Raw genomic sequence first — 25,659 nt, forward strand, 5'->3', positions numbered from 1 at the left:
GAGGCCTATTCTGGCTTGCAGCTCTTTATTTATACCGATATAGCTCTGCTCCCGTCGGCAGTTGCCACAGCGCATAGGCTACCAGCAGCCCCAGGCAGGCCGGCAAGATCAGCGACCAGGCTCGGTGGCTCGGTGGTGGCAGAGGGGTACGCCATTGCAGCAAGGCGAGGGCAGTAGCGCAGAAGGTGGCGGACAGTAAGGCGCCACCGAGAATATCGGTGGGCCAGTGCACGCCAAGATAAATGCGTGAAAGGGCGATCAGGCAGGCCGGCAGACAGGCCAGAAGCAGGCAGATCATGCGCAGGCGGGTCGGTTGTTCACGCCCGGCAAGAGTCCCGAGTACCAGAAAGAAGGCAAAGGATGCCGAGCTGTGACTGCTGGGAAAACTGTAGCTGGTCAACGGGTCGAGCAGGATCTCCGGGCGGCTGCGGGCGAAGGTATGTTTCAGCGCGCTGTTGGCCAGCGCCGAGCTTAGCAGCACTATGCTCGCGAACAGGGCCGGTCGCCATTGCCGCAAGGCCAATAGCAACACCGCCAGCAGGATGCCGGCAGTCATCTGAATGTTGCCATCCCCGAAGCGGGTAATAAAAATCATGACTCTATCCAGCGTGACAGTGCGCTCCTGCTGGATGACGGCCATCAGCCCCTGGTCAAACTCGGTCAGGTGAGGCCAACTGATGGTCAGCACCAGCAGGCTGCTGCCACACAGGCCAGCTATCAATAGCGTCACCCTGCGTAATTTGTGCAGGCTGCAGTAAAAACTGATACCTATCAGGAGCACGAGAACGGTGGCAATGATACCTGCCTCGCGCCAGAAGCCTTCCGGCAGCGGCAGGCGGATCGCCGCTCCTGTTGCCCAGCCGGGCATCAGATAAATCAGAGGCCAGCCGGCGGAAGCAACCAGGGACGCTGCCAGGAAGCGGCCGAACGACATGTCCAGCATGCCGGCGGCCAGTGGCAGCATGGGGCGCAGGGGGCCGATGAAGTGTCCGACGATCAAGCTTGTCGCGCCATACCTGTCGAGATAGAGCTCGGCGCTCAATAGCCATTCGGGGTGATCGCGCAGCAGCGGCAGTTGCCGGATTGTCTGGTGGTAGCGCCGCCCGAGGGCGTAGGAAACGAGAACGCCTGCCAGGCTGCCGATGAAGGCCAGGAGCAGGGCAGTACTCAGATTCAGGACACCGCTGCCGGCCAGTGTGGTAACCGGGAACAACAGCAGCGTACCGGGAATCAGCAAACCAACCATGGCCAGGCATTCGCCGAAGCAGATCAGCAGCAGGACCAGCCCCAGCCATTGCGGATGACCGGCCAGCCACTGACTGATCGCATCGAACCATTCACTCATGTGTGTTTCCCTTACGGTGGCGAGCTGTGGATGATAACAATAGCTGTATGGTTCCGATGTGTTCGCAACGGTGCGCTGGCTGGCCGGGAAGGCTATAATCGCGTGCTTTTCCCACAGCAGGGTCGCAATCCGATGACCGAGTCCGTGCTTGATTACATGACCCGCCTGGGCAAGGGCGCGCGTGCGGCTTCGCGTGTGCTGGCCCGTGCCACTACCGCGCAGAAGAACATCGCCCTGCAGGCCGCTGCCGAGGCGCTCGACAAGGCGCGCGACGAACTCCTCGCCGCCAACCGGCTGGATCTGGAAAACGGCCGCGCCAATGGTCTCGACGAGGCCATGCTGGATCGTCTGGCGCTGAGCACGAAACGGGTGGATGAAATGATCGAGGGGTTGCGGCAGGTTGCGACGCTGCCCGATCCGATCGGTGCCATCCGCGATATGCGGTTCATGCCTTCGGGTATCCAGGTGGGCAAGATGCGGGTGCCGCTCGGTGTGGTCGGCATCATCTACGAGTCGCGGCCCAATGTGACCATCGATGCTGCCAGTCTGTGTCTGAAGTCCGGCAATGCGACCATCCTGCGTGGCGGCTCGGAAGCCATCCATTCCAACCGTGCCATCGCCGTCTGCATCCAGCAGGGGCTTGCCACGGCGGGACTGCCAGCCGCCTGCGTACAGGTCGTCGAGACCACCGATCGGGCTGCCGTGGGAGCGTTGATCACCATGCCCGACTATGTCGATGTGATCGTCCCGCGCGGTGGCAAGGGCCTGATCGAACGCATCAGCCGTGATGCCCGGGTGCCGGTGATCAAGCATCTGGATGGTATCTGTCACGTTTATATCGACCAGGCCGCCGATCTGGACAAGGCGATCCGCATTGCGGACAACGCCAAGACCCAGCGCTTCGCACCTTGCAACACCATGGAAACCCTGCTGGTGCACGAAGGGATTGCCGCGCAGGTGTTACCGCCGCTGGCGCAGATCTATCGTGAGAAAGGTGTCGAGCTGCGTGGCTGCGCGCGAACCTGCACGTTGCTGGGCAATGCTGTCCTGGCGGCAAGCGAGGAGGATTGGGCCACCGAATACAATGCACCGATTCTGTCGATCCGCCTGGTGGACTCGCTGGACGAGGCGATCACCCATATCAACCGCTATGGCTCGCAGCATACCGATGCCATCGTCACGGAAAACTTCACCGATGCGCGGCGTTTTCTGACCGAGGTGGATTCCAGCTCGGTGATGGTCAACGCCTCGACCCGTTTTGCCGACGGCTTCGAATTCGGCCTGGGGGCGGAAATCGGCATCTCCACCGACAAGCTGCATGCTCGTGGTCCGGTCGGCCTTGAAGGCCTGACCAGCGAGAAGTATGTAGTCTTCGGTGACGGCCACGTGCGTACCTGATGAGTCGACCCCGGCGCATTGGCATTCTCGGCGGCACTTTCGATCCTGTACATATCGGTCATCTGCGCGCGGCGCTGGAGGTGACCGAACTGATGGAGCTGGATGAGCTGCGCCTGATTCCCAGTGCCCGTCCGCCGCACCGGGACACACCCAGCAGTTCGGCGCAGGACCGCCTGGCCATGGTGCGCTGCGCGGTACAGGATTTACCCCTGCTCGATGTGGATGCCCGCGAATTGGCACGCGACAAGCCTTCCTACACCCTCGATACGCTGGAATCCCTGCGCGCAGAGCTGGGGGCTGAGTGCCAGCTTTATCTGCTGCTTGGCTGGGATGCCTTTTGCGGCCTGCCGACCTGGCATCGCTGGGGAGAATTGCTCGATCACTGCCATATCCTGGTGCTGCAACGCCCGGACGCCGATAGCGAAGCGCCGGAAGCCTTGCGTAACCTGCTGGCAGGCCGCAGTGTGGCCGATCCACAGGCGTTGGTGGGGGCCGGTGGGCAGATCGCCTTCGTCTGGCAGACGCCCATGGCTATTTCGGCTACGCAGATCCGCCAACTGCTGGCCAGCGGACGTTCGGTCCGCTTTCTTGTTCCAGATGCCGTACTGGCCTATATCACAGCGCACGGACTCTACCGGGCCTAGCACAGAGGTTTCTTCCTGATATGCACAATGAAGTATTGGTTCAAATAGCGGTGGATGCACTCGAGGAATTGAAGGGCAAGGATATTCTCACGATCGATGTGCGTGGCAAGACCAGCGTTACCGATTTCATGGTGATCGCCAGCGGTACTTCCAGCCGGCACGTCAAGTCACTGGCCGAGAATGTCCTGGAGAAAGCCAAGGCGCAGGGCAAGCGCGCGTTGGGTAGCGAGGGCCTGGATGGCGGCGAGTGGGCGCTGCTCGATTTGGGCGATGTGGTGGTGCATGTGATGCAAGTCCCGACCCGCCAATTCTATGATCTGGAGCGCCTCTGGCAGGGGGCCGAGCAGAGCCGCTCCCAGCATGGCCTGGATACGGAATAGGCCAGCCTTGTGCGCATCAGGTTGATCGCTGTCGGCTCACGGATGCCGCGTTGGGTGGAAGATGGCTGGCAGGAATATGCCAGGCGCCTGCCACCGGAGCTTGCGCTGGAGCTGGTCGAGATACCGCTGGGGACGCGTGGCAAGAATGCCGATGTAGCGCGTCTGATGCGCCAGGAGGGCGAGGCCATGCTGGCCAGGGTGCAACCAGGCGAACGGATCGTCACACTGGAAGTGAACGGCCGTGCCTGGAGTACCGAGCAGCTGGCTGCGCAGCTGGAGCGCTGGCGGCTGGATTCACGTACCCTGAATCTGATGGTCGGGGGGCCGGAAGGCCTGGCGCCGGAAGTCTGTGCCCGCAGCGAGCAGCGCTGGTCGCTATCGCCTTTGACCTTGCCGCATCCTCTGGTCCGTATCCTGGTCGGTGAGCAGCTTTACCGTGCCTGGACCTTGATTTGCGGTCATCCCTATCACAAGTAGCGCCATTCGCCGCAGTACGCGGTCCGCGTCAACAGACCTTAACGATGCCACAACCGATACCGCTCAAGGATCACGAGAAGGACGCCCGCCTGGTGCGCCAGCGCGCCCTGGTCGGCAGTATTGTCGTGCTGGTACTGGTGTTGGTGCTGATTGCCCGGATGTATTACCTGCAAGTTATCCAGTATGACCATCACGCCACACTGTCGGAAAACAACCGCGTTCATGTCCAGCCGATTCCGCCCAGTCGTGGGTTGGTTTTCGATCGCACAGGGCGGATTCTGGCCGACAACCGCCCCAGCTTCAGCCTGACCGTTACGCGCGAGCGCACCGGCAACCTAGCGCAGGTACTGGATACATTGGTCGAGTCGCTGGGCATGACCGAGGAAGATCGGGAGTTGTTCGAGAAGCGCGTGCTGCAAGGGCGGCGGCCTTTCGAGCCGGTGCCCGTGCTATTCGAGCTGACTGAAGAACAGATCGCCCTGGTAGCAGTCAACCAGTTCCGCCTGCCGGGGGTCGAAGTTTCCGCCCAGTTGGTGCGCCATTATCCCTACCGCGAGCATTTTGCCCATTCGGTCGGCTATGTCGGACGCATCAACGAGCAGGAGCTGAAGACCCTCGACCCAGTGGACTACAGCGGTACCCATCACATCGGCAAGACGGGCATCGAGAAATTCTACGAGGCCGAACTGCATGGCAAGGTCGGTTACGAAGAGGTCGAGACCAATGCCCGGGGCCGGGTATTGCGCGTGCTCAAGCATACCGACCCGAAGCCGGGAGCGGATTTGGTACTGACGCTGGATCTGGGCCTGCAGCAGGCTGCTGAAGCAGCGCTGGGCGATCATCGTGGTGCAGTGGTGGCGCTGCAACCTGCGACCGGCGAGGTACTGGCGATGGTCAGCCTGCCGAGCTACGACCCCAACCTGTTCGTTACCGGCATCAGTTTCAAGGATTACAGCATGCTGCGCGATTCCATCGATCGCCCGCTCTATAATCGCGTACTGCGCGGTCTCTATCCGCCCGGTTCAACCATCAAGCCGATGATGGCCATCGCTGGCCTGGATGCCGGGGCCGTCACCCGGACCAGCCGGGTATTCGATCCAGGTTTCTATCAGTTGCCTAATGTCGACCACAAATACCGCAACTGGAACCGCCGTGGCGATGGCTGGGTAGAGCTGGAAACGGCGATCATGCGTTCCAACGATACCTATTTTTACGATCTGGCCCATAAGCTGGGCATCGACCGCATGCATACCTACATGACTCGCTTCGGCATCGGTCAGCATGTGTCGCTGGACATGAATGAAGAATCTTCCGGGTTGATGCCTTCGCGCCAGTGGAAGCGTACTCGCTACAAGCAGGCCTGGTATCCGGGGGAAACCGTGATCCTTGGCATCGGCCAGGGTTATATGCAGACCACTCCGCTGCAACTGGCCCAGGCTTGCGCCCTGATGGCCACTCGTGGCAAATGGATTCGTCCGCATCTGGCGCACAGTATCGACGGACGTTCACCGATCGACCCCAACCCGGTGCCGGATATCCAGCTGCGCGATCCGAATTTCTGGGAATACGCCCGTCGCGGTATGGAAATGGTGGTACATAGCCCGCGCGGCACGGCCAAGCGGGTCGGTGACACAGCGGCCTATCGCATCGCGGGCAAGAGCGGTACGGCACAGGTGGTTGGCATCAAGCAGGGCGAGCGCTACGAACGCGGCAAACTGGCCGAGCGGCACCGGGACCATGCCTTGTTCATCGCTTTTGCCCCGGTGGACAATCCGCAGATCGCTGTGGCGGTAATGGTGGAAAACGGCGAATCAGGATCCGGTGTGGCTGCTCCGATCGTCAAGAAGGTGATGGATGCCTGGTTGCTGGATGCGAATGGCAAACTCAAGACCGAATACGCGATGCCAGTGGAAGCGGAGGTATCCCGGCGATGATGATGACGGCGAATTTCGACCGTACGCTGTCCGACGAAGATGTATTTCGCCGGCGTGCCACTTTCCTGCAGCGTATTCATGTCGATGGCCCCTTGCTGTTGCTGCTGCTCATTCTTGGCGCAGTGGGCCTGACGGTTCTCTATTCGGCCAGTGGCAGGAACTGGGATCTGGTAAGCAAGCAGGCCATGTCGTTCGGCCTGGGGATCGGATTGATGCTGCTCATCGCCCAGATTGAACCGCGTTTCATGGCGCGTTGGGTACCCCTGGGTTATCTGGGGGGCGTTGTCCTGCTGATTGTCGTCGATATCATGGGGCACAATGCCATGGGGGCGACACGCTGGATCAACATTCCTGGGGTGATTCGTTTCCAGCCTTCGGAGTTCATGAAAATCTTCATGCCGGCTACCATCGCCTGGTATCTGTCCGGGCGCAATCTGCCGGCCAGCCTGAAGCATACAGCCATTGCCTTGGCGCTCATCCTGGTGCCTTTTGTATTGATCGTGCGCCAACCCGATCTGGGAACCTCGTTGCTGATCCTCGCTTCCGGCGCATTCGTACTGTTTATCGGCGGTCTGCGCTGGCTCTGGATCGGTGGGGCGGTGGCAGCGGTGGTGCCGGTGGCCATCGGCATGTGGTATTTCGTCATGCACGACTACCAGAAACAGCGAGTGCTGACCTTCCTCGATCCGGAAAGCGATCCGCTGGGCTCGGGCTGGAACATCATTCAGTCCAAGGCCGCCATCGGTTCCGGAGGCATCTTCGGTAAAGGCTGGTTGATGGGCACTCAGTCGCACCTGGATTTTTTGCCCGAAAGCCATACGGACTTTATCATTGCCGTATTGGCTGAAGAATTCGGTATGGTCGGTGTCAGTCTGCTGGTGCTGCTGTATACACTGCTGATCGCCCGTGGCCTGATAATTACCGTGCGAGCCCAGACCTTGTTTGGCAAGCTGCTCGCGGGGGCGTTGACCATGACATTTTTCGTCTATGTCTTCGTCAATATCGGCATGGTCAGCGGGTTGCTGCCGATTGTGGGTGTACCATTGCCCTTTATCAGTTATGGCGGGACTTCTTTGGTGACCCTGTTGTCAGGGTTTGGGGTTTTGATGTCGATCCACACCCACCGCAAGTGGATTGCGCAGGTTTGACGAGAGAGATTTTCTTGACTGGAATAGGGCAAAGCTGGAGGAAGCGAGTGCTGTTGGCGGTGGGCATCATGGGTGCTTTCGCCTGCACCGGAACGGCACTGGCAGGGTATCAGGGAGCTGCGGTCGACGAGTTCATTGCGGAAATGACTCAGGAGTACGGGTTTGCCGGGGAGCAGCTGACCGAGTTGTTCGACCAGGCACAGCGCCAACAGGCGATACTCGATGCGATTTCCCGCCCGGCCGAACGAGTCAAGCCCTGGAAGGAGTACCGGCCGATATTCCTGACCGAATCACGCATCGGACAGGGCGTGGATTTCTGGCGCCAGCATGAAGAGGCGCTTGCCCGTGCCGAAGTGGAATTTGGCGTGCCGGCCGAATTCATTGTCGCGATCATTGGCATCGAGACTTTCTACGGCCGTAATACCGGCAATTATCGGGTCATTGACGCACTTTCCACGCTGGGTTTCGATTATCCGCCACGCCAACCTTTCTTCCGGCGCCAGCTCAAGGAATTTCTGCTCCTGGCTCGCGAAGAACAGACTGATCCGCTGGCCGTCAAGGGCTCTTATGCCGGTGCCATGGGCTTGCCGCAGTTCATGCCGAGCAGCTTTCGAGCCTATGCCGTGGATTTCGACGGGGATGGTCATATCGATATCTGGAACAACCCGACGGATGCCATTGGCAGTGTGGCCAACTACTTCAAGCAGCATGGCTGGAAGACGGGAGAGAAGATCGCCGTGCAAGCTGGCGGCAATGGCGAGCGCTTTGCTGAGGGTTTGACCCAGGGGCTCGAGCCGGTGAAGAATGCCGGCGAATTGAAGGCGCTCGGCTGGAATGCGCGCGAAACCGTGCCTGATACGGCTGCCGTGCTGGCCTTCAAGCTTGAAGGCGCCGAGGGTGACGAGTACTGGATGGGGCTGCCCAACTTCTATGTGATCACTCGCTACAACCGCAGCGTAATGTACGCAATGGCAGTGAACCAGCTCGCCGGCAAGCTGGTGGATGCTCGAGGCACGCCAGCCCGGGGCACGCCAGCCCGGGGCGCGAAGCAATGAAGCTGGAGCGAGTCGCTCACCGCCTGCTTCTGTCCGGCGTGGCGCTAGCCATTGTTGCCGGTTGCTCTAGCAGCAGCCGTGCCCCGCGCTCGGATGCAACTGTCAACAACACCGGCAAGACGGGCAACTATCAACCTTCCCATCGCGACGGTGCGCCCTGGTGGGATGTGGATGTCTCGCGTATTCCGGAGGCCGTGCCTACGCCCTATTACGGCCAGGTGAAAGCCAACCCTTATACGGTGCTGGGGCAGACTTATTTTCCGATCAGCGATGCCAGGGGATATTCCGCCGTAGGTACCGCGTCCTGGTATGGCACCAAGTTCCATGGCCAGGCGACTGCCAATGGCGAGGAATACGACCTCTATGGCATGACCGCTGCGCATAAAACCCTGCCGCTGCCCTGTTATGTCAAGGTGACCAATCTCGATAATGGCCGCAGTGTCATCCTGCGGGTCAATGATCGTGGCCCGTTCTATTCCGAGCGTGTCATCGATCTTTCCTTCGCCGCCGCGAAGAAGCTCGGTTACGCCGAACGTGGCACTGCCCGGGTCAAGGTCGAAGGTATCGACCCGCAGCAATGGTGGGCCGAGCGAGGGCAGCCGGTCCCCATGGTTCTGGCGCAGCCGCAACGAATTACCCAGCCCGCGACGATCGTCGCTGCCAGCCAGCCGGTAGAGTCCTATACGCCCCCGCCGCAACAGCACGCGGCAGCTATATTACCCGTGGAGGTACACAACGCAGCCGCCCAGCCGCAGTCCGACGGCCTGTTCATCCAGGTGGGAGCCTTTGCCAACCCGGATGCAGCAGAGTTGCTTAAGGACAAGCTCAGTGGCATGGTCAGTGCTCCGGTTTTCATCAGTTCGGTGGTGCGTAACCAGCAGGTTTTTCACCGGGTCCGGTTGGGGCCTGTGGATTCGGTCGCCCAGGCGACTCAGCTGGAGAACAGTGTACGTCTGGCCCGGCTCGGTGAGCCGCATCGAGTGAAATCCGACTGAAAACCATTCCAAGCCCGAAAGGGCTGTCAGCCCATCGACAACTTGAGACACGATGAATATCAACCTTTTTGCGAAGCGCTTCGCTCTTGTCGTTCTATTCGCTGCCGCACCGACCGCCTGGGCCGATACGGTCATTCCTTCACCGCCGCAACTGGCAGCCAAATCCTATGTCCTGATGGATGCGGCCAGCAGTCAGGTCCTGATCGACAATAACGGCGATGAGCGTCTGCCGCCCGCCAGCCTGACCAAACTGATGACAGCCTATATCGCTACCCTGGAAATCAATCGGGGGCATATCAAGGAAAGCGATCTGGTCACGGTCAGCGAACACGCCTGGCGTACCGGTGGTTCGCGGATGTTCATCCAGGTCAATACCCAGGTTTCGGTCGGTGACCTGTTGCATGGCATCATCATCCAGTCGGGCAACGATGCCAGCGTGGCGCTTGCCGAACATATCGCCGGTAGCGAAGACGCTTTCGCCGATCTCATGAACACGACGGCACAGCGCCTGGGCATGACCAACAGCCATTTCATGAATGCTACCGGCCTGCCGCATCCGGAGCACTATTCCTCGGCTCATGACATGGCCAAACTGGCGCGCGCGATCATCTATGAAGACCCGGCGCACTACGCCATCTACGCGCAGAAAGAGTTCTTCTGGAACAATATCAAGCAACCCAACCGCAACCTGCTGCTATGGCGCGATAGTACTGTCGACGGGCTCAAGACCGGGCATACCGAAGAAGCTGGCTATTGCCTGGTGGCTTCTGCCCTGCGTGAAGGTTCGCGCATGATCACGGCGGTCTTTGGCACCCATAGCGAGCAAAGCCGTGCGGCGGAAACCCAGAAGCTGCTGACCTATGGTTTCCGCTTCTTCGAAAGCCGTACCTTCTACAAGAAAGGTGTGGAACTGGCAAAATCCCGAGTCTGGAAGGGGGCCTCCGACGAGGTCCAGGCTGGATTGGCCGAAGACCTGACCGTGACCCTGCCGCGGGGTCAGCTGGACAAGCTGGAGGCGAGCATGACCCTGAATCCGCAGTTGATCGCGCCCATCCAGCAGGGCGATGTGATCGGCCGGGTCGACATCAAATCGGGTGAACAAGTGGTAAGTAGTACTGGCCTGATCGCCCTGCAGGCTGTCGAGGAGGGTGGCCTGTTCCGCCAACTCTGGGATAGCATCCGCCTGTTCATCTATGGTTTGTTCAACTAACGATCTTTTGAGCGTGCTACGGCTTACCTGGCTGCGGTGCGCTTGCGGATCACGAGTCCGCTGCTCATGACTGAAGATATCCAGGCCCCGAAAATAGAATTTCCCTGTCCACGCTATCCGATCAAGGTGATCGGCGATGCCGGAGTCGACTTCGCCGATCTGGTGATCGACGTGGTTGAGCGCCATGCACCCGATCTGGATCGGGCGAACCTGGTCGTTCGCGACAGCCGCAACGGCCGCTTTCTCTCCGTCCAGGTCATGATCACCGCTACCAGTGTCGAGCAATTGCAGGCGATCCACGTCGACCTGCGTGCTACCGGCCGTGTGCATATGGTGCTCTGATGGATGAGATAGGCATACGCGAGCTGGGCCTCGTGGACTACCAGCCAACCTGGCAGGCCATGCGCCATTTCACCAATACGCGCGATTGCGCGACACCGGACGAAATCTGGTTGTTGCAACATCATCCCGTTTTTACCCAGGGCCAGGCTGGCAAGGCTGAGCACGTACTGTTTCCCGGTGATATCCCGGTGGTGCAAGCTGACCGCGGCGGACAGGTGACCTATCACGGCCCTGGCCAATTAGTGGCGTATCTTTTGCTTGATGTCCGTCGCCACGGTATCGGTGTGCGGGAGCTGGTCAGCCTGATCGAGCAGAGTCTGGTAGAGTTGCTGGCAGGTTATGGCGTCGCGGCGTATGCCAAGCCGGAGGCGCCAGGCGTCTACGTCGATGGCGCGAAGATCGCCTCGCTCGGCCTGCGTATTCGCAACGGCAAGTCCTTTCACGGGTTGGCGTTCAACGTGGATATGGATCTAGAGCCGTTCCGGCGTATCAATCCCTGCGGTTATGCCGGTCTGTCCATGACCCAGTTGCGCGACCTGGTCGGGCCGGTAGACTTTTCCGAGGTGCTTGGCCGGCTGCGCGAACAGCTGGTCCGGCGTCTGGGTTACGCAGTACAGAAGACCCTAGCGGGCGGAATCGAAGCATATGAGCACTGAAACGGTAAGCAAGGGCCCGGGCAAGGTCGAGGCAGGCGTCAAGTTGCGTGGCGCCGAGAAGCTGGCACGGATTCCGATCAAGGTCATTCCCACCGAAGAGCTGCCGAAGAAGCCGGACTGGATTCGTGTGCGCATTCCGGTTTCGCCCGAGGTCGAGAACATCAAGCAGCTGCTGCGCCAGCACAAACTGCACAGCGTCTGTGAGGAGGCTTCCTGCCCCAACCTCGGAGAGTGTTTCTCCGGCGGTACTGCTACCTTCATGATCATGGGCGACATCTGTACCCGGCGCTGTCCGTTCTGCGATGTCGGCCATGGTCGACCGCAGCCGCTGGATGCGGACGAGCCGAAGAACCTGGCCATTGCTGTCGCCGATCTGCGTCTGAAATATGTGGTGATTACCTCGGTAGACCGCGACGACCTGCGCGATGGCGGTGCCCAGCACTTCGCCGATTGTCTGCGCGAAATTCGCCAACTGAGCCCGGGTATCCAGCTGGAAACCCTGGTTCCCGATTACCGCGGTCGCATGGAAATCGCTATCGATATCACCGCTACGGAACCGCCGGATGTGTTCAACCACAACCTGGAAACGGTACCTCGGCTGTACAAGGCCGCACGCCCTGGGTCGGACTTCGAATGGTCGCTGGATCTGCTGCAGGCGTTCAAGAAGCGCGTGCCTGCGGTGCCAACCAAATCCGGCCTGATGCTTGGCCTTGGCGAGACCGATGATGAAGTGCTGGAAGTGATGCAGCGCATGCGTGAGCACGAGATCGACATGCTGACTCTTGGGCAGTACCTGCAACCATCGCGTAACCATTTTCCTGTGCAACGCTTCGTCCACCCGGATATCTTCGCCATGCTGGCCGAAGAGGGGACGAAGATGGGCTTCAAGAATGTGGCCTCAGGCCCGCTGGTACGCTCTTCCTACCATGCTGACCAGCAGGCACATGGCGGTAAGGTTGGCAGTTAATTGAGTGTGGCAATAAGGCAAAAGGCGACCTGCGGGTCGCCTTTTTCATGGTGTGTTACAAGGTTTCGCTACGCACATAACCGGCTGTTGAAAAGCGCAGGCGGTTTTCAACGGCCGGTCAGAGAACTCAGCCGCAAGCGTCCAAGCAATTCCTGGGTAGGATAGCCATCGGCTGGCCAGCCTTGCTTCTGCTGGTAGGCACGAATGGCCTGACGGGTATTGGCCCCGATGATGCCATCCGGAGTACCAGGGTCGAATCCCTGGTCGGTCAGTCGCTCCTGCAGTTCCATACGATCCGAGCGGCTCAGCGGCAGTTCATCGCGCGGCCAGTTGCCACGTATTTCGCCGCCACCCTGGAAGCGATCGGCCAGCAGGCCGATTGCCAGGGCATAGGATGACGAGTTGTTGTAGCGCAGTACGCTGCGAAAATTGTCCAGCACCAGAAACGCTGGGCCACGATAGCCGGCTGGCAGCAGCAGGCTGGCCGACGTGTTGTCGTAGCCTGGTGGGATGCCGCGTAGCCCCAATTGACGCCACTGTGCAAGCGGCTTGCGGATGGCTTGATCGGCCTGGGCGTAATCGAAGCTTTGCGGTAACTGGACTTCGAAACCCCATGGCTGGCGACTCTGCCAGCCGGATGCCTGCAGGTAATTCGCCGTCGAGGCCAGGGCGTCGGCCGGGTTGTCCCAGATATCGCGGCGGCCGTCGTCATCGAAATCGACGGCATATTCCTGATAGGTTATCGGAATGAACTGGGTCTGCCCCATGGCTCCGGCCCAGGAGCCGAGCATGCGCTCGGGGCGCACATCGCCATGCTGGAGAATCCGTAGTGCCGCCAGCAACTGGTTCCTGGCGAAATCCGGCCGCCGTCCTTCGTGGGCAAGGGTAGCCAGGGAGCGGATCACCGATTTGTTACCCGTGATCTGGCCAAAACTGCTTTCCATCCCCCAGACAGCGACCAGGGCGTAACGGTCGACGCCGTAGCGGTTTTCCAGTTTCTGCAGCAGGTCTGCATGTTGGCTCAGCAACTTCTGGCCGTTAGCCACACGCTGGCTGGACAAAGCCGTCTCCAGGTATTGCCAGACCGGTCGGGTGAACTCGGGCTGGCTGCGATCGGAGTTGATAACGCTGGGGTCCGGTGTAACGCCGGCGAACGCCTGGTCGAAGACTTGTGCAGATATCCCGGCGGCCAGGGCTTCGGTCCGGAAGCCATCTCGCCACTGGTTGAAATCCGGTTGGCGCAACGGGGCCGGAACTGCCATCACGGCTTCGACGCTAGCGGTTGGTGGTACCACCGAAGAGGGTTGTGGAGCACTGTTCTGGAGCGGTTCCGCGGAACAGGCCGCTACGAGAGTGAGCGTTGCGCCGGCGATCAGGGTACGTTTGGGCAGGCTGGGGAAATCGATGTGGAGCATGAACCGCTCTCGATAGTGGTATCGGTCTGCGACCTTAACATGCTTTGGCCAGCTTGGCTTTTCAGGCACATAAAAGAACTGAAGCCTCCCGGTCGTTGGACCGGAAAGCTTCGCGGCGGTAGCTGCCTTTACCCTTGCCGGGTATTTCCAGGCGGCTGCGGAACAGTGGCTGTGCCACCAGGGATTTGGCCTTGTTCGGCCTTTTCTGCTTCGATTTTTTCGCCATGCTGCGTCCTCGATAGCGAACAGGGACGAGAGAGATGATAGGGGTTGTACAAAAAATGTCCAGAGCCCTGTCGAACCGTTTGGCAGCGGCTTGATAGGCCTATGCAGATGATCTTCAGAAGCTGATTCTCTGCCCGGCTATCCGCAGGCAAAGACTGGTGAGACCGGCCCAGGCGTCGCCTTCGGCTTGCCCCTTGATTTGGGCATCAATGGCCTGGGCATCCACCAGTAGCTGGCTCCAGCGTGAAGCAGAATGACGCTGCAAGGCTTTGCCTAGCGCCTGGCGACGTTTCTCGTGCAGCGGTGGCCGGGCCTGGCTGAAGACGCGCTCCAGCGGGATACCCTGAGCATGTTGCTGGGCCAGGTTGGTCAGTAGGCGTAATTCACGGGCCAGCGCCCAGAGGATAACCGGCGGTTCCACACCTTCGCTGCGTAGTCCGCCGAGCATCCGCAACCCATGTGCGGCTTGTCCGGCCAGGATTGCGTCAATCAGGCCAAACACGTCGTAGCGGGCGCTTTCCGCAACGGTGGTCTGCACCGTCTCGACGGTGATCTGGGTACCTTCCGCCAGCAATTTGAGTTTTTCGATTTCCTGTGCGGCTGCCAGCAGGTTGCCTTCGACACGGGCACCAATCAATTCGAGTGCCTCGGGCGTGGCAGTCAACCCAGCCTGGGCCAGACGCTGGGCGATCCAGCGGGGTAGTTGGTGATACTCGACAGGCCAGATCTGGACGAATTGCACCTGCGGGCTTTCGAGCAGGGTCTTGGCCCATTTGCTCTTCTGGGTAGCACCATCCAGCCTGGGCAAGTTGATCAATAGCAGATCGTCTTCGGCGGGCCGCGCCAGATATTCGAGTAGGGCACTGGCACCTTTGTCGCCTGGTTTACCGTTGGCGATCCGCAGTTCGATCAGGCGTCTGGATGAAAACAGCGACAGGCTGGCACCCGCTTCGTTCAGTTGATTCCAGTCGAAACTGGCATCGGCGTTGAATACCTGACGTTCGTCGAAACCTTGCTGCCGAGCGGCCTGGCGAATGGCATCGCTGGCTTCCTGGGCCAGCAGTGGTTCGTCACTGCTGATGACATAGATGGGTGCCAGCGTCTCTTGCAACTGCTTACCGAGCTGGGCCGGTGGTAGTTTCATAGAGTATGGGCCGTGCTGCCGCTCATGGCATGGGCGGTGGTTCGACCGGCGACTGCTGGGGCGTACCCTCCCGGAGTCGGCGCTCCGCTTCCTTGGCCTGGGCTTCGGCCTGGGCCTTGGTTTCGGCATCCTGATGCAGCTTGTCAAGCTGCTCCGGGGTCACGCGCTGCAGGTGAGCCACCATCTGCTGGACCAGTTCGCGGCGCATTTCATCACGCAGCAGGGTCGCTTCCTGGTAGGAGCCGATGATGTTGTTCTCGTCGAACGATTGGATTTTCCTGGCTTCGACGCTGTCCTGTAACAGCTGTAGGCCGTTGCGGTCGCGGAATTCATAGGTAATGGTACTTCTCAGTTGGTACTCGGCCGTTCGTGCCGAGCTGGTATAGCTGGAAGTACGCCTGCTGGTTTGTTCGTCGAGCAGATTAAAGGTGTATTGAGCACCGGGGTTGATCTTGACGCCATTACTTTCCAGCAGCGTTCTCAGTTGGCGAAGGGTTTCGCCATAGGTGTCCCGTGCTTCCAGGTTGAGTTCCCGCAACGAGAACTCGTTGGTGCCGGTGCCACGCAACTGGAAGCCGCAAGCCGTCAACAACAGGCTGAGGCCGAGTATCACCAGGTTTCGTCTGAACATCTCGTTGTCGCTTCTGTGCTGAACGTTTGCGCGGCCATGCTCAATTCGCCACGATATTGACCAGTTTTCCCGGAACCACGATGACCTTGCGAATGGTCAGGTCTTCGGTGAAGCGCAGGACGTTTTCATTTTGCCGGGCCGTCTTTTCGATCTCTTCCCGTGACGCCGTGGCCGCTACGTCGATATGGCCGCGCAGCTTGCCATTGACCTGCACGACCAGACGCAGCGTGTCCTGTACCAGTGCTGTTTCGTCGACTACTGGCCAGGGGGCATCGATGATTGCCCCGTCCTTGCCCAGGTGTTGCCAGATCGCGTGGCTGATGTGCGGTGTGATCGGGGCGAGCAGCAGGACGACGGTTTCCAGGCCCTCCTGCACCAGCGCACGGTCTTCAGGGCTGTCCTGGGCCGCTTTTTCCAGGGCATTCATCAGGGTCATGACTGCCGCGATGGCCGTATTGAACTTGTGATGCTGGCCGATATCCTGGCTCGCCTGGCGGATCGCCAGGTGAATGGCGCGGCGCAGTTCTTTCTGCGCATCGTTCAGTGTCGATATCAGGGCATCGGTGAGCACCGCTTCGGGTTTTCCTGCCGAAACATGGGCATGCGCCAGGCGCCAGACACGACGCAGGAAACGACTGGCACCCTCGACGCCGGCGTCAGACCACTCCAGGCTCATATCCGGCGGCGAAGCGAACATCATGAACAGACGACAGGTATCGGCGCCGTAGGCATCGATCATCGCCTGTGGGTCGACGCCGTTGTTCTTCGACTTGGACATCTTCTCGGTGCCGCCGACTTCCACCGGCAACCCATCGCTCTTCAGCCGGGCGCCGATCACCTTGGCCTTGGCGTCGCGCTCGATTTCCACATCGGCTGGATTGAACCAGTCCTTGCCGCCGTTTTCCAGGGTGCGGTAGTAGGTGTCAGCGACCACCATGCCCTGGGTCAAAAGGTTCTTGAACGGCTCGTTGGAGGCGACCAAGCCCTCGTCGCGCATCAGCTTGTGGAAGAAGCGCGCATACAGCAGGTGCAGGATGGCGTGCTCGATACCACCGATGTATTGGTCCACCGGCAGCCAGTGATTGGCCGCGAGCGGATCGACCATACCCTGGTCGTAGGTCGGCGAAGCGTAGCGAGCGTAGTACCAGGAACTTTCCACGAAGGTGTCCATGGTGTCGGTTTCGCGCTTGGCCGGGGCGCCGCACTTTGGACAGGTGCATTCGTAGAATTCCGGCATCTTCGCCAGCGGGCTGCCGGCACCGTCCGGCACTACGTCTTCGGGCAGCACCACCGGCAGTTGGTCTTCCGGCACCGGCACGTCGCCGCAGGCGTTGCAATGAACGATCGGGATTGGGCAGCCCCAGTAGCGCTGGCGGCTGATGCCCCAGTCGCGCAGACGGAACTGGGTCTTGCGCGCACCGTGGCCAGTGGCTTCGAGGTCGGCGACGATGGCGTCAAAAGCGGCTGTGACATCCAAGCCGTCGTACTGGCCGGAGTTGGTTAGCTCCATATTTGTGGAGTCTTTAGAGGCATACCAGTCTTTCCAAACTGTCGGATCTACATATATAGAGTTGTCCCTAAAATCTCTTGGTGCGCCATACGGCTCATCGACAGGCAGAGGGTTAATTTTATAAACGCCCCGAATAGGTAATCCGTACTTGTTGGCGAACTCGAAGTCGCGCTCGTCGTGGGCCGGCACGGCCATCACCGCGCCCTCGCCGTAGCCCCAGAGCACGTAGTTGGCGACGAACACCGGCAGTTTGTCGCCGGTCAGCGGGTGGATGACGAACTGACCGGTGGAGATGCCTTTTTTCTCCATCGTTGCCATGTCGGCCTCGGCCACCGAGCCGGCCTTGCATTCGGCGATGAAGGCGGCCAGTTCGGCATTCCGCGCGGCGGCGCGCTGGGCCAGCGGGTGTTCGGCAGCGACGGCGACGTAGGTGGCGCCCATGAGGGTGTCCGGGCGGGTCGAGTAGACTTTCAACTGGCCGGCCTCGCCGATGCTGGCGAGGTCGTAGTCGAAAATGATGTCGGCGCCGAAGCTCTTGCCGATCCAGTTGCGCTGCATGGTCTTGACCTGCTCGGGCCAGCCGGGCAGCTCGTCCAGCGAGGCGAGCAACTCTTCCGCATAAGCGGTGATGCGGAAGTAGTACATCGGGATTTCGCGTTTCTCGATCAGGGCGCCGGAACGCCAGCCGCGACCGTCGATGACCTGCTCGTTGGCCAGCACCGTCTGGTCCACCGGGTCCCAGTTGACGGTGCCGTTCTTGCGATAGATCACGCCCTTCTCGAACAGGCGCGTGAACAACCACTGCTCCCAGCGGTAGTAGTCGGGCTTGCAGGTGGTGACTTCACGCGACCAGTCGATCGCCAGGCCCAGGCTTTTGAGCTGGGTCTTCATGTAGGCGATGTTTTCGTAGGTCCACTTGGCCGGGGCGACCTTGTTCTTCATTGCCGCGTTTTCCGCCGGCATGCCGAAGGCATCCCAACCCATGGGTTGCAGTACGTTCCTGCCCTGCATGCGCTGGTAGCGGGCGATCACGTCGCCGATGGTGTAGTTGCGCACATGCCCCATGTGTAGCTTGCCGCTGGGGTAGGGAAACATCGACAGGCAGTAGAAGGTGTCTCTGTCGGGCTGTTCGTGCACTTCGTAGGAATTGTTCTGTTCCCAGTGAGCCTGGGCGGCGGCTTCGGTTTCGCGGGGCTGATACTGTTCGTGCATGGCTACTGGTGTCGGCAGGAGGGCTGGCTATCGCGGAGTACCATCGCCGTGTTCGCCTCTCGCGAGTAAAACGACCGAAGCGCTGTGGCGGGCTCAAGCGGGAGCATGGAAACGTCGTAGCATACATGAGGCGAATCGACCGAGGGAAACCTGTTTTTGCAGGCTGAATGCCATCCATCTGTCGCGGTATGCGACATTCCTGGAGTAAACGGCTAGCCTATTCCTAGTAGTATCCGCGATGCGAGGTGGCGCATGAGGCGATTTCGGGAGGATAAATTGGCTGGATTGTACGGGCATGTATTGCAGCAGCTTTCCCTGGCATTGACGCAAAGCGAACGCGATGGTCATGCAAATGAGGAGGGGGAGCTGGATGTCAATGGTTTGAGCGCTGCCGAAATCGGTCTGCTCCAGGCTTATCTGCGAGGTGATGCGCAATGGCTGTCCGGTTGGCACGCGGCAGCCAGGCAACATGCATTGATCTCCCGACGGCTGCAGGATGCCGACGCCATGCTCCCTCCGGCACCTCACCGACAGCAAGAGCCTCTGCTGGAGCAGCATATTCTGGAGTGCGCATTGTGCGGCTCTCCCGTCGACTGGCCGAAGGAGTCTGGAGAAGCGATCTGCCCGACTTGCGGCTCGCAGTTGCTGCGAGCGCGATATCGGCCGCAAGGACGCTCTCGTCACTGAGCGGTAATCCGCCATCCAGATGATCGGGTAGAGTCTGCGCTGTATTTTCCAGAGGCCAGGACATGCCCATCCGCTATATCCTCAAGCAACTGCTTCTGCCGCCGGGCGCCCTGCTGCTCCTCTTGCTCCTGGCCTGGTGGCTGCGCCGACGGGCTCCGCGTCTGGCGGCCTGCTGTTTTGCCGTGGGTCTTGGTGGGCTCTGGATCATGGCGATGCCGATCACTGTGGAGCTGGGCGCACGTTTGCTGGAACGGGAACCGGCCCTGCCGCCCGAGCGCTGGTCCGGTTTACACACTGAAGCGGGAGCCATCGTCGTGCTCGGTGGCGGCCGGGAAATGGCCGATCCGGCCTGGGGTGCGGATCAGCCCAGTCATATTGCTTTGGAGCGCCTGCGCTACGCCGCACGCCTGGCGAAAGCTTCCGGCTTGCCGATCCTGGCCAGCGGTGGCCTGCATTTCGGCTTGCCGCCCAGCGAGGCCCATATCGCTGCCGAAGCGTTGCGCCAGGACTTCGGGACGCCGACGCGCTGGCTGGAGGAGCGCAGCCGGACCACATGGGAAAATGCCCTGTTCAGTGCACAGATACTCAAGGCTAACGGTGTAGATCGGGTGGTACTGGTCACCTCTGCCTGGCATATGGCCCGCTCACGCTGGTGCTTCGAGCAGAACGGCTTGCAGGTGATCGCCGCTCCCGTAGGCTTTATCGGCGTGCCCAGTGCCCGTCCGCTGGGTGGCTGGCTGCCGGAAGGCAAGGCAGCCTGGCAGAGTGGCCAACTGCTCAACGAGGTGGTGGGGCTGCTCGCATATCCGTGGGTGTATCGGGCAGAAGGCAAGCGATGAGCTTCAGACTCTTGCCGCTTGTTCCTTTTTCCGGCGAACGATTGCCCAACCCAGCAGGACCGTGCAGAGCAGTGCAAGCGGCCAGGATTTCCAGCGGAGATAAGGCGTCAGTCCCTGCATTGGCTCGACGTCACCGTAGAGCACTGCGCGCTGAAACGCCGGAACCTGCTCTGTGATTCGGCCGAAAGGGTCGATCAGCGCAGTGACGCCGTTGTTGGTTGCACGGATCATCCAGCGTCCCGCTTCCAGGGCGCGCATCCTGGCCATTTGCAGATGCTGTAACGGGCCGATGGAATGACCGAACCAGGCGTCATTGCTGATGGTGAGCAGCAGGTCGCTGCGTGCGGCCATTGTGGCGACGAATTCGGGATAGACCACTTCGTAGCAGATATACGGAGCGATCCGGTAGCCTTTGGCTTCGGGCAGCGGCTGGTCCGCTTCGCCACGAGCGAAATCCGACATGGGTAGGTTGAAGAATGCGATCAGGCCGCGCAGCAGATCCTGCAGAGGAACGTATTCGCCGAAAGGCACCAATTTCTGTTTGCGATACTCGCCCTGGCCCTTGCCGACAACGGTCAGGCCATTGTAGTAGCGCATTTCTCCGCGCTCGTTGGGCTGGCGAATCGGCACCCCCGTAATCAAGGCGGCGTCTCGCCCGCTGGCGAAGTGGCCCATCATCGGCAAATAGCCTTCTGCTTCCGCTCGGTCCTTGAGCATCGGTATGGCGGTTTCCGGCCAGATGATCAGATCTGCCGGCCGGCTGGCGAAGGTCAGGTCGCGATACAGCTGCAATTGCCTGTTGCGCTGGTCCTGATCCCACTTCAGTTCCTGCTCGATATTGCCCTGGATGGCCACGACTCGTAACGGCTCGCCCTTGCTGGTTGTCCAGGCGTGGTTTTTCAGCATTGGCGCAATGCTCCAGGGAGCAGCCAGTAAAACCAGGGCGATGGCCAAGCCCTGACGGCGTACTCGCAGGCGTGGCAGGTTGGCCAGCAGGGCGGCATCCAGTGCCAGAATGAAGCCGATCAACCAGATGCCGCCAAGCGGTGCGAAGCCCCCGAGTGGGCCTTCCAACTGGCTATAGCCTTGATAAAGCCAGGGAAAACCGGTGAGGAACCAGCCACGAAAGGCATCCTGGGCTATCCATAACGCCGCAAAGGCTGCGGCATCGGTCAGCGGCGAACCGCTACGACGAATCCAGCGGGCCCAGACCCAGGCCGGCAGACTGAAGAACAGCGCGACGGCGGCGACGAAGGCGAGGATGAGCAGAGCGGCCAGGACCGGTGGGGCCCCACCGAAGGTTTGGATACTGACATAGATCCAACTGGTGCCCGCAGCGTACAGGCCGAAACCATAGAACCAGCCGCGCAGCGCGGCCTGTTTCGACGTCAGCTCGCGCAGGCCAAGGTAATGCAAGGCCATCGACAGGATAGCCAGTGGCCAGATATCGAAAGGTGCCAGCGCCAAGGTAGTCAGCGCACCGGCAGCCAGTGCCAGCAGGTTGCCCGGCCAGCCGGGGCGAAACATCCGATTCATTGAGGGCTCAAGGACAAGGGATTGGTCATGGGGGCCATACGCTACAGACCACCGGCTCCCGGCAAAAGCAAGAACAGCCTGATAGGTCGAAGGCCGCTAAAATGCTGGCTTGCAGCTTAATCTTCCAATTTCGTCATCCGCAGCAGATGTATCCGTCGATTGTCGGCATTGAGTACACGCAGGCGGAATCCGTCGATTTCCGTGCTTTCATTACGTTTGGGCAGGTAGCCGAAGAGGCTTGTCACCAGGCCGGCGACGGTATCGAATTCCTCGTTGGAGAAGTGTCCGTCGAAGAGTTCGTTGAGTTGTTCGATCGGCGTCAGGCCCTTGACCAGATAATCGCCGTTCGGCAGTTGGCGAATCCAGCTGTCGTCCTCGATATCGTGTTCGTCCTCGATATCGCCGACGATCTGCTCGAGCACATCCTCGATGGTGACCAGGCCGGCAACACCGCCGTATTCGTCGATGACGATGGCCATGTGATTGTGGTTGTCGCGAAATTCGCGCAGCAGCACATTGAGGCGCTTGGACTCGGGGACGAAGGTCGCCGGACGGACCAGTTCCTTGAGTTCGGCGCTGCGGTAATTTTCCTGCAGGATCAGGGGCAGCAGGTCCTTGGTCAGCAAGACGCCGAGCACTTCGTCGAGGTTCTCACCAATGACCGGGTAGCGTGAGTGTGCAGCTTCGATGACGATCGGCAGGAGTTCCTGTACGGTCATGCTGGCCTTGATGCTGATGACCTGCGAGCGCGGCACCATGATATCGCGGGCCTGCAGATCGGCGACCTGGATGGCACCTTCCACGATGGACAGCGCGTCGCCGTCCAGCAGTTCGTTGTCATGGGCGTCTCGCAGCAGCTCCAGCAGCTCTTCGCGATTCTTCGGTTCATGGGCAAAAGCCTGGGTGATCTTCTCGAACCAGGATCTTCGCCCGCCAATCGATCGATCTTCACTCATGTCTGTCGACTCGTAGGTCCTCAATGGTCCGCCGATGCTTCATCGGCGTAGGGGTCGGAATGACCTAGTTCCGCCAGCAGCAGGCGTTCCAGGTCTTCCATTTCTTCGGCTTCTGCATCTTCCTGATGGTCATAGCCAAGCAGATGCAGACAACCGTGAATTACCAGATGCGCCCAATGCGCCTGTAATGGCTTGCCTTGTTCGGCCGCTTCGCGCATGACCACCGGCACGCAGATCACCAGATCGCCAAGCAGCGGAATGTCCAACAGCGCAATGCCGCCCGGCCCTTCCGGCACATCGGCCGGGAAGGACAATACATTGGTCGCGTAATCCTTGTGCCGCCAGGTGGCATTCAGTTCGCGCCCTTCGGGCTCGTCGACCAGGCGGATGGTCAGCTCGGAGTCCGCCGTGCGCTGGCGCAGGGCCAGTTCGCACCAGCGGCGAAACTCGCTATCGCCGGGGGCAGCGGCCTGGGTGGCGCGCTGCAGGTCCAGTTCAAGCACGATCACCAGCCTTTTCGGATTGGTGGTTTTCGAAAGCCTCGTAGGCTTCGACGATGCGCTGGACCAGTGGGTGGCGCACCACATCCTTGGGCTGGAACTTCGTGAAGGAAATACCCGGCACTTCCTTCAATACCTCCATCACATGGGCAAGACCGGACTTGGTCCCGCGCGGCAGGTCGACCTGGGTGACATCGCCGGTGATCACGGCGGTGGAGCCGAAGCCGATCCGGGTCAGGAACATCTTCATCTGCTCCAGCGTGGTGTTCTGGCTCTCGTCGAGGATGATGAAGCTGTTGTTCAGCGTACGGCCACGCATGTAGGCCAGTGGCGCAATTTCGATCACCTGCTTTTCGATCAGCCGGGCGACCTGCTCGAAGCCAAGCATTTCATAGAGAGCGTCGTAGAGCGGGCGAAGGTAGGGGTCGATCTTCTGCGCCAGATCGCCAGGCAGGAACCCCAGCTTTTCCCCGGCCTCGACCGCCGGGCGCACCAGCAGGATGCGGCGCACTTGCTCGCGTTCCAGTGCATCCACTGCACAGGCGACGGCGAGGTAGGTCTTGCCGGTGCCGGCCGGGCCGATGCCGAAATTGATATCGTTGTCGAGGATCGCCTTCACGTAGCGCTGCTGGTTGGCGCCGCGCGGGCGGATATTGCCCTTGCGCGTACGCAGGGCAATGGTTTGCTCGGGCCCGCGCGGGTTGGCCAACTCCTCCATGCCGGACTCCTGCAGGTACAGGTGAACCAGGTCTGGCGACAGTTCGGTGCTTTTGGTATCCCGGTACAGGCGATGCAGAAGGGTTTCGACGGATCTGGCGATCTTGTCCGGGCCCAGCACTTCGAACTGGTTACTGCGGTTGCGAATCTCGATGCCGAGGCGTTGCTCGATCAGGCGCAGGTGTTCGTCGAACTGCCCGCAAAGGTTGGCGAAGCGCTGTGCTTCGAAAGGTTCCAGGGTGAAGCGATAGGGTTCTATAGGTGTGTTCAATGTCGTCGGAATGGCCACTAGGCGGCTTGGTTGATGGATAGAGGATAACCCCATGCCTGTAGCGGTGAAAGCGCGGGATTCTCTTTTTTAGTGGGCAAAACCGTTCAGACGACTGCCGGGCATGCTTGCAGGTCTTCGACCAGTATTCCACGCAATGAATGCGGTAGCGCTGCCTCGATCCGTAGTTCGACGAATTGTCCGATCAGGGTCGGATCGAGCGAGTGGAAGTTGACGATCCGGTTATTCTCGGTGCGTCCCTGAAGCATGCCAGGATCTTTCTTGGAGAAGTCCGTGACCAGGATACGCTGAGTCGTACCGACCATGCGCCGGCTGATTTCGAAGCCTTGCTGGGAAATCCGGTGCTGCAGGATCTGCAGGCGCTGCTTCTTGGTTTCTTCCGGGGTGTCATCCGCCAGATCCGCCGCTGGAGTACCGGGTCGAGCGCTATAGACGAAAGAGTAGGAGAAATCGAAACCGATCTCCTCGATCAGCTTCAGCGTCTGTTCGAAATCCTTTTCGGTCTCTCCAGGAAAGCCGACGATGAAATCTGAGCTGATACAGATGTCCGGCACCGCTGCCTTCAGCTTGCGGATGCGTGATTTGTATTCCAGGGCCGTGTGGTTGCGCTTCATCGCCGCAAGGACTCGGTCGGAGCCGGATTGCACTGGCAGGTGCAGGAATTTCACCAGTTCCGGCACTTCGGCGTGAGCCTGGATCAGGGCGTCGGAGAATTCCAGCGGGTGGGAGGTGGTGTAGCGGATACGGTCGATGCCGTCGATGGCCGCGACCACACGGATCAGTTCGGCCAGATCGGCCAGCCGGCCGTCATGGGTCCGGCCACGATAGCCGTTGACGTTCTGCCCAAGCAGGGTGACTTCGCGCACGCCGTTCTCGGCCAGGTGCAGTACTTCGGCGAGCACATCGTCGAGCGGACGGCTGACTTCCTCGCCACGGGTATAGGGCACTACGCAGAACGTGCAGTACTTGCTGCAACCTTCCATCACCGAGACGAAGGCGCAAGGGCCTTCGACGCGTGGTTCGGGCAGGTGGTCGAATTTCTCGATTTCGGGGAAGGAGATATCCACCTGGGGTTGCCGGGTGCTGCGCGCGGCATCGATCATTTCCGGCAGGCGGTGCAGGGTCTGCGGGCCGAACACCACATCGACATAGGGCGCTCGCTCGCGGATGGCGGCGCCTTCCTGGCTGGCCACGCAGCCACCGACACCGATCACCATATCCGGCCTGGCTCGCTTCAGCTCGCGCCAGCGGCCCAGTTGGGAAAACACCTTTTCCTGGGCTTTTTCGCGAATCGAACAGGTATTGAGCAGGATCACGTCGGCTTCTGCCGGGTTCTCGGTGAGTTCCAGAGCCTGGTGTTCGCCCAGTAGGTCGACCATGCGCGAGCTGTCATACTCGTTCATCTGGCAGCCGTGGGTTTCGATGAAAAGCTTGCGGGTCATGTGCT

25 protein-coding genes are annotated in these 25,659 nt (G+C 60.3%); 14 read left to right on the plus strand and 11 right to left on the minus strand.

From position 1 onward, the window contains the following. Positions 1-25 precede the first annotated feature (25 nt). Positions 26-1,345 carry a phosphatase PAP2 family protein gene (locus FHR87_RS04365; protein WP_183165505.1) on the minus strand — a complete coding sequence of 440 codons (1,320 nt, stop codon included), beginning with the start codon at positions 1,343-1,345 and terminating at the stop codon, positions 26-28. A gap of 132 nt (positions 1,346-1,477) precedes the next feature. Between FHR87_RS04365 and FHR87_RS04370 the strand changes: the two genes are divergently transcribed. From FHR87_RS04370 to lipA, 12 genes are all read left to right on the plus strand, one after another. Next, positions 1,478-2,743, plus strand: a complete 1,266-nt coding sequence (locus tag FHR87_RS04370) for a glutamate-5-semialdehyde dehydrogenase (protein WP_183165506.1) — start codon at positions 1,478-1,480, stop codon at positions 2,741-2,743. Then, the gene (gene nadD / locus FHR87_RS04375; protein WP_183165507.1) at positions 2,743-3,387 is read left to right on the plus strand and encodes a nicotinate-nucleotide adenylyltransferase; all 645 of its coding nucleotides are present in this window, start codon (positions 2,743-2,745) and stop codon (positions 3,385-3,387) included. The genes FHR87_RS04370 and nadD overlap by 1 nt, the downstream gene beginning before the upstream one ends. A gap of 20 nt (positions 3,388-3,407) precedes the next feature. Continuing rightward, the gene (rsfS, locus tag FHR87_RS04380) at positions 3,408-3,767 is read left to right on the plus strand and encodes a ribosome silencing factor (protein WP_183165508.1); all 360 of its coding nucleotides are present in this window, start codon (positions 3,408-3,410) and stop codon (positions 3,765-3,767) included. A gap of 9 nt (positions 3,768-3,776) precedes the next feature. After that, positions 3,777-4,244, plus strand: coding sequence for a 23S rRNA (pseudouridine(1915)-N(3))-methyltransferase RlmH (rlmH, locus tag FHR87_RS04385; protein ID WP_183165509.1), 468 nt, complete (start codon positions 3,777-3,779; stop codon positions 4,242-4,244). 44 nt (positions 4,245-4,288) lie between these two features. After that, positions 4,289-6,178, plus strand: coding sequence for a penicillin-binding protein 2 (mrdA, locus tag FHR87_RS04390; protein WP_183165510.1), 1,890 nt, complete (start codon positions 4,289-4,291; stop codon positions 6,176-6,178). Between the two features lie 2 nt (positions 6,179-6,180). Next, entirely contained in the window at positions 6,181-7,326 is a 1,146-nt protein-coding gene (gene rodA / locus FHR87_RS04395; RefSeq protein ID WP_183165676.1) for a rod shape-determining protein RodA, read from the plus strand. Between the two features lie 47 nt (positions 7,327-7,373). Further along, on the plus strand, positions 7,374-8,381 hold the full coding sequence (gene mltB, locus FHR87_RS04400; protein WP_420826720.1) for a lytic murein transglycosylase B: 1,008 nt from the start codon (positions 7,374-7,376) through the stop codon (positions 8,379-8,381). Then, positions 8,378-9,376, plus strand: coding sequence for a septal ring lytic transglycosylase RlpA family protein (locus FHR87_RS04405; RefSeq protein WP_183165511.1), 999 nt, complete (start codon positions 8,378-8,380; stop codon positions 9,374-9,376). The genes mltB and FHR87_RS04405 overlap by 4 nt, the downstream gene beginning before the upstream one ends. Positions 9,377-9,428: 52 nt before the next feature. Beyond that, positions 9,429-10,586: a D-alanyl-D-alanine carboxypeptidase family protein gene (locus tag FHR87_RS04410; protein ID WP_183165512.1), complete on the plus strand. Its 1,158-nt coding sequence runs from the start codon at positions 9,429-9,431 to the stop codon at positions 10,584-10,586. A gap of 66 nt (positions 10,587-10,652) precedes the next feature. Beyond that, a complete protein-coding gene (locus FHR87_RS04415) occupies positions 10,653-10,928 on the plus strand; it encodes a DUF493 domain-containing protein (protein WP_420826721.1) in 276 nt (91 codons plus the stop codon). After that, positions 10,928-11,584 carry a lipoyl(octanoyl) transferase LipB gene (lipB, locus tag FHR87_RS04420; RefSeq protein WP_420826722.1) on the plus strand — a complete coding sequence of 219 codons (657 nt, stop codon included), beginning with the start codon at positions 10,928-10,930 and terminating at the stop codon, positions 11,582-11,584. The genes FHR87_RS04415 and lipB overlap by 1 nt, the downstream gene beginning before the upstream one ends. Next, the gene (gene lipA, locus FHR87_RS04425) at positions 11,574-12,551 is read left to right on the plus strand and encodes a lipoyl synthase (RefSeq protein ID WP_183165513.1); all 978 of its coding nucleotides are present in this window, start codon (positions 11,574-11,576) and stop codon (positions 12,549-12,551) included. The genes lipB and lipA overlap by 11 nt, the downstream gene beginning before the upstream one ends. A gap of 107 nt (positions 12,552-12,658) precedes the next feature. Here the strand turns inward: lipA and FHR87_RS04430 are convergent, their stop codons facing one another. The 5 genes from FHR87_RS04430 to leuS form a co-directional block, all read right to left on the minus strand. Beyond that, positions 12,659-13,966, minus strand: a complete 1,308-nt coding sequence (locus FHR87_RS04430; RefSeq protein ID WP_183165514.1) for a lytic murein transglycosylase — start codon at positions 13,964-13,966, stop codon at positions 12,659-12,661. 61 nt (positions 13,967-14,027) lie between these two features. Beyond that, positions 14,028-14,192, minus strand: a complete 165-nt coding sequence (gene arfA / locus FHR87_RS04435) for an alternative ribosome rescue factor ArfA (RefSeq protein ID WP_183165515.1) — start codon at positions 14,190-14,192, stop codon at positions 14,028-14,030. Positions 14,193-14,306: 114 nt separating this feature from the next. Then, positions 14,307-15,335, minus strand: coding sequence for a DNA polymerase III subunit delta (holA, locus tag FHR87_RS04440; protein ID WP_183165516.1), 1,029 nt, complete (start codon positions 15,333-15,335; stop codon positions 14,307-14,309). Positions 15,336-15,357: 22 nt separating this feature from the next. Continuing rightward, positions 15,358-15,966 (minus strand): LPS-assembly lipoprotein LptE, encoded by a 609-nt coding sequence (locus FHR87_RS04445; RefSeq protein ID WP_183165517.1) that lies wholly within the window; start codon positions 15,964-15,966, stop codon positions 15,358-15,360. 40 nt (positions 15,967-16,006) lie between these two features. After that, the gene (gene leuS, locus FHR87_RS04450) at positions 16,007-18,688 is read right to left on the minus strand and encodes a leucine--tRNA ligase (RefSeq protein ID WP_183165518.1); all 2,682 of its coding nucleotides are present in this window, start codon (positions 18,686-18,688) and stop codon (positions 16,007-16,009) included. 276 nt (positions 18,689-18,964) lie between these two features. Here leuS and FHR87_RS04455 point away from each other — a divergent pair, with 276 nt between their 5' ends. Continuing rightward, positions 18,965-19,375 carry a TFIIB-type zinc ribbon-containing protein gene (locus FHR87_RS04455; protein ID WP_246335780.1) on the plus strand — a complete coding sequence of 137 codons (411 nt, stop codon included), beginning with the start codon at positions 18,965-18,967 and terminating at the stop codon, positions 19,373-19,375. Between the two features lie 62 nt (positions 19,376-19,437). Next, positions 19,438-20,214, plus strand: a complete 777-nt coding sequence (locus FHR87_RS04460; protein WP_183165520.1) for a YdcF family protein — start codon at positions 19,438-19,440, stop codon at positions 20,212-20,214. A gap of 3 nt (positions 20,215-20,217) precedes the next feature. On the opposite strand, the gene lnt is transcribed toward FHR87_RS04460, so the two are convergent. The 5 genes from lnt to miaB all read right to left on the minus strand — a co-directional run bounded on the left by lnt (position 20,218) and on the right by miaB (position 25,654). Continuing rightward, positions 20,218-21,750, minus strand: coding sequence for an apolipoprotein N-acyltransferase (gene lnt / locus FHR87_RS04465; protein ID WP_183165521.1), 1,533 nt, complete (start codon positions 21,748-21,750; stop codon positions 20,218-20,220). A 116-nt stretch (positions 21,751-21,866) separates the two neighbouring features. Next, positions 21,867-22,706, minus strand: coding sequence for an HlyC/CorC family transporter (locus FHR87_RS04470; RefSeq protein ID WP_183165522.1), 840 nt, complete (start codon positions 22,704-22,706; stop codon positions 21,867-21,869). A gap of 20 nt (positions 22,707-22,726) precedes the next feature. Continuing rightward, on the minus strand, positions 22,727-23,209 hold the full coding sequence (ybeY, locus tag FHR87_RS04475; protein WP_183165523.1) for an rRNA maturation RNase YbeY: 483 nt from the start codon (positions 23,207-23,209) through the stop codon (positions 22,727-22,729). Continuing rightward, positions 23,202-24,194 (minus strand): PhoH family protein, encoded by a 993-nt coding sequence (locus FHR87_RS04480; RefSeq protein WP_183165680.1) that lies wholly within the window; start codon positions 24,192-24,194, stop codon positions 23,202-23,204. The genes ybeY and FHR87_RS04480 overlap by 8 nt, the downstream gene beginning before the upstream one ends. Positions 24,195-24,298: 104 nt before the next feature. After that, positions 24,299-25,654, minus strand: coding sequence for a tRNA (N6-isopentenyl adenosine(37)-C2)-methylthiotransferase MiaB (miaB, locus tag FHR87_RS04485; protein WP_183165524.1), 1,356 nt, complete (start codon positions 25,652-25,654; stop codon positions 24,299-24,301). Between the last annotated feature and the right edge of the window lie 5 nt (positions 25,655-25,659).

The sequence above is a fragment of the Azomonas macrocytogenes genome, from assembly GCF_014191985.1.
GTDB lineage: Bacteria > Pseudomonadota > Gammaproteobacteria > Pseudomonadales > Pseudomonadaceae > Azomonas > Azomonas macrocytogenes.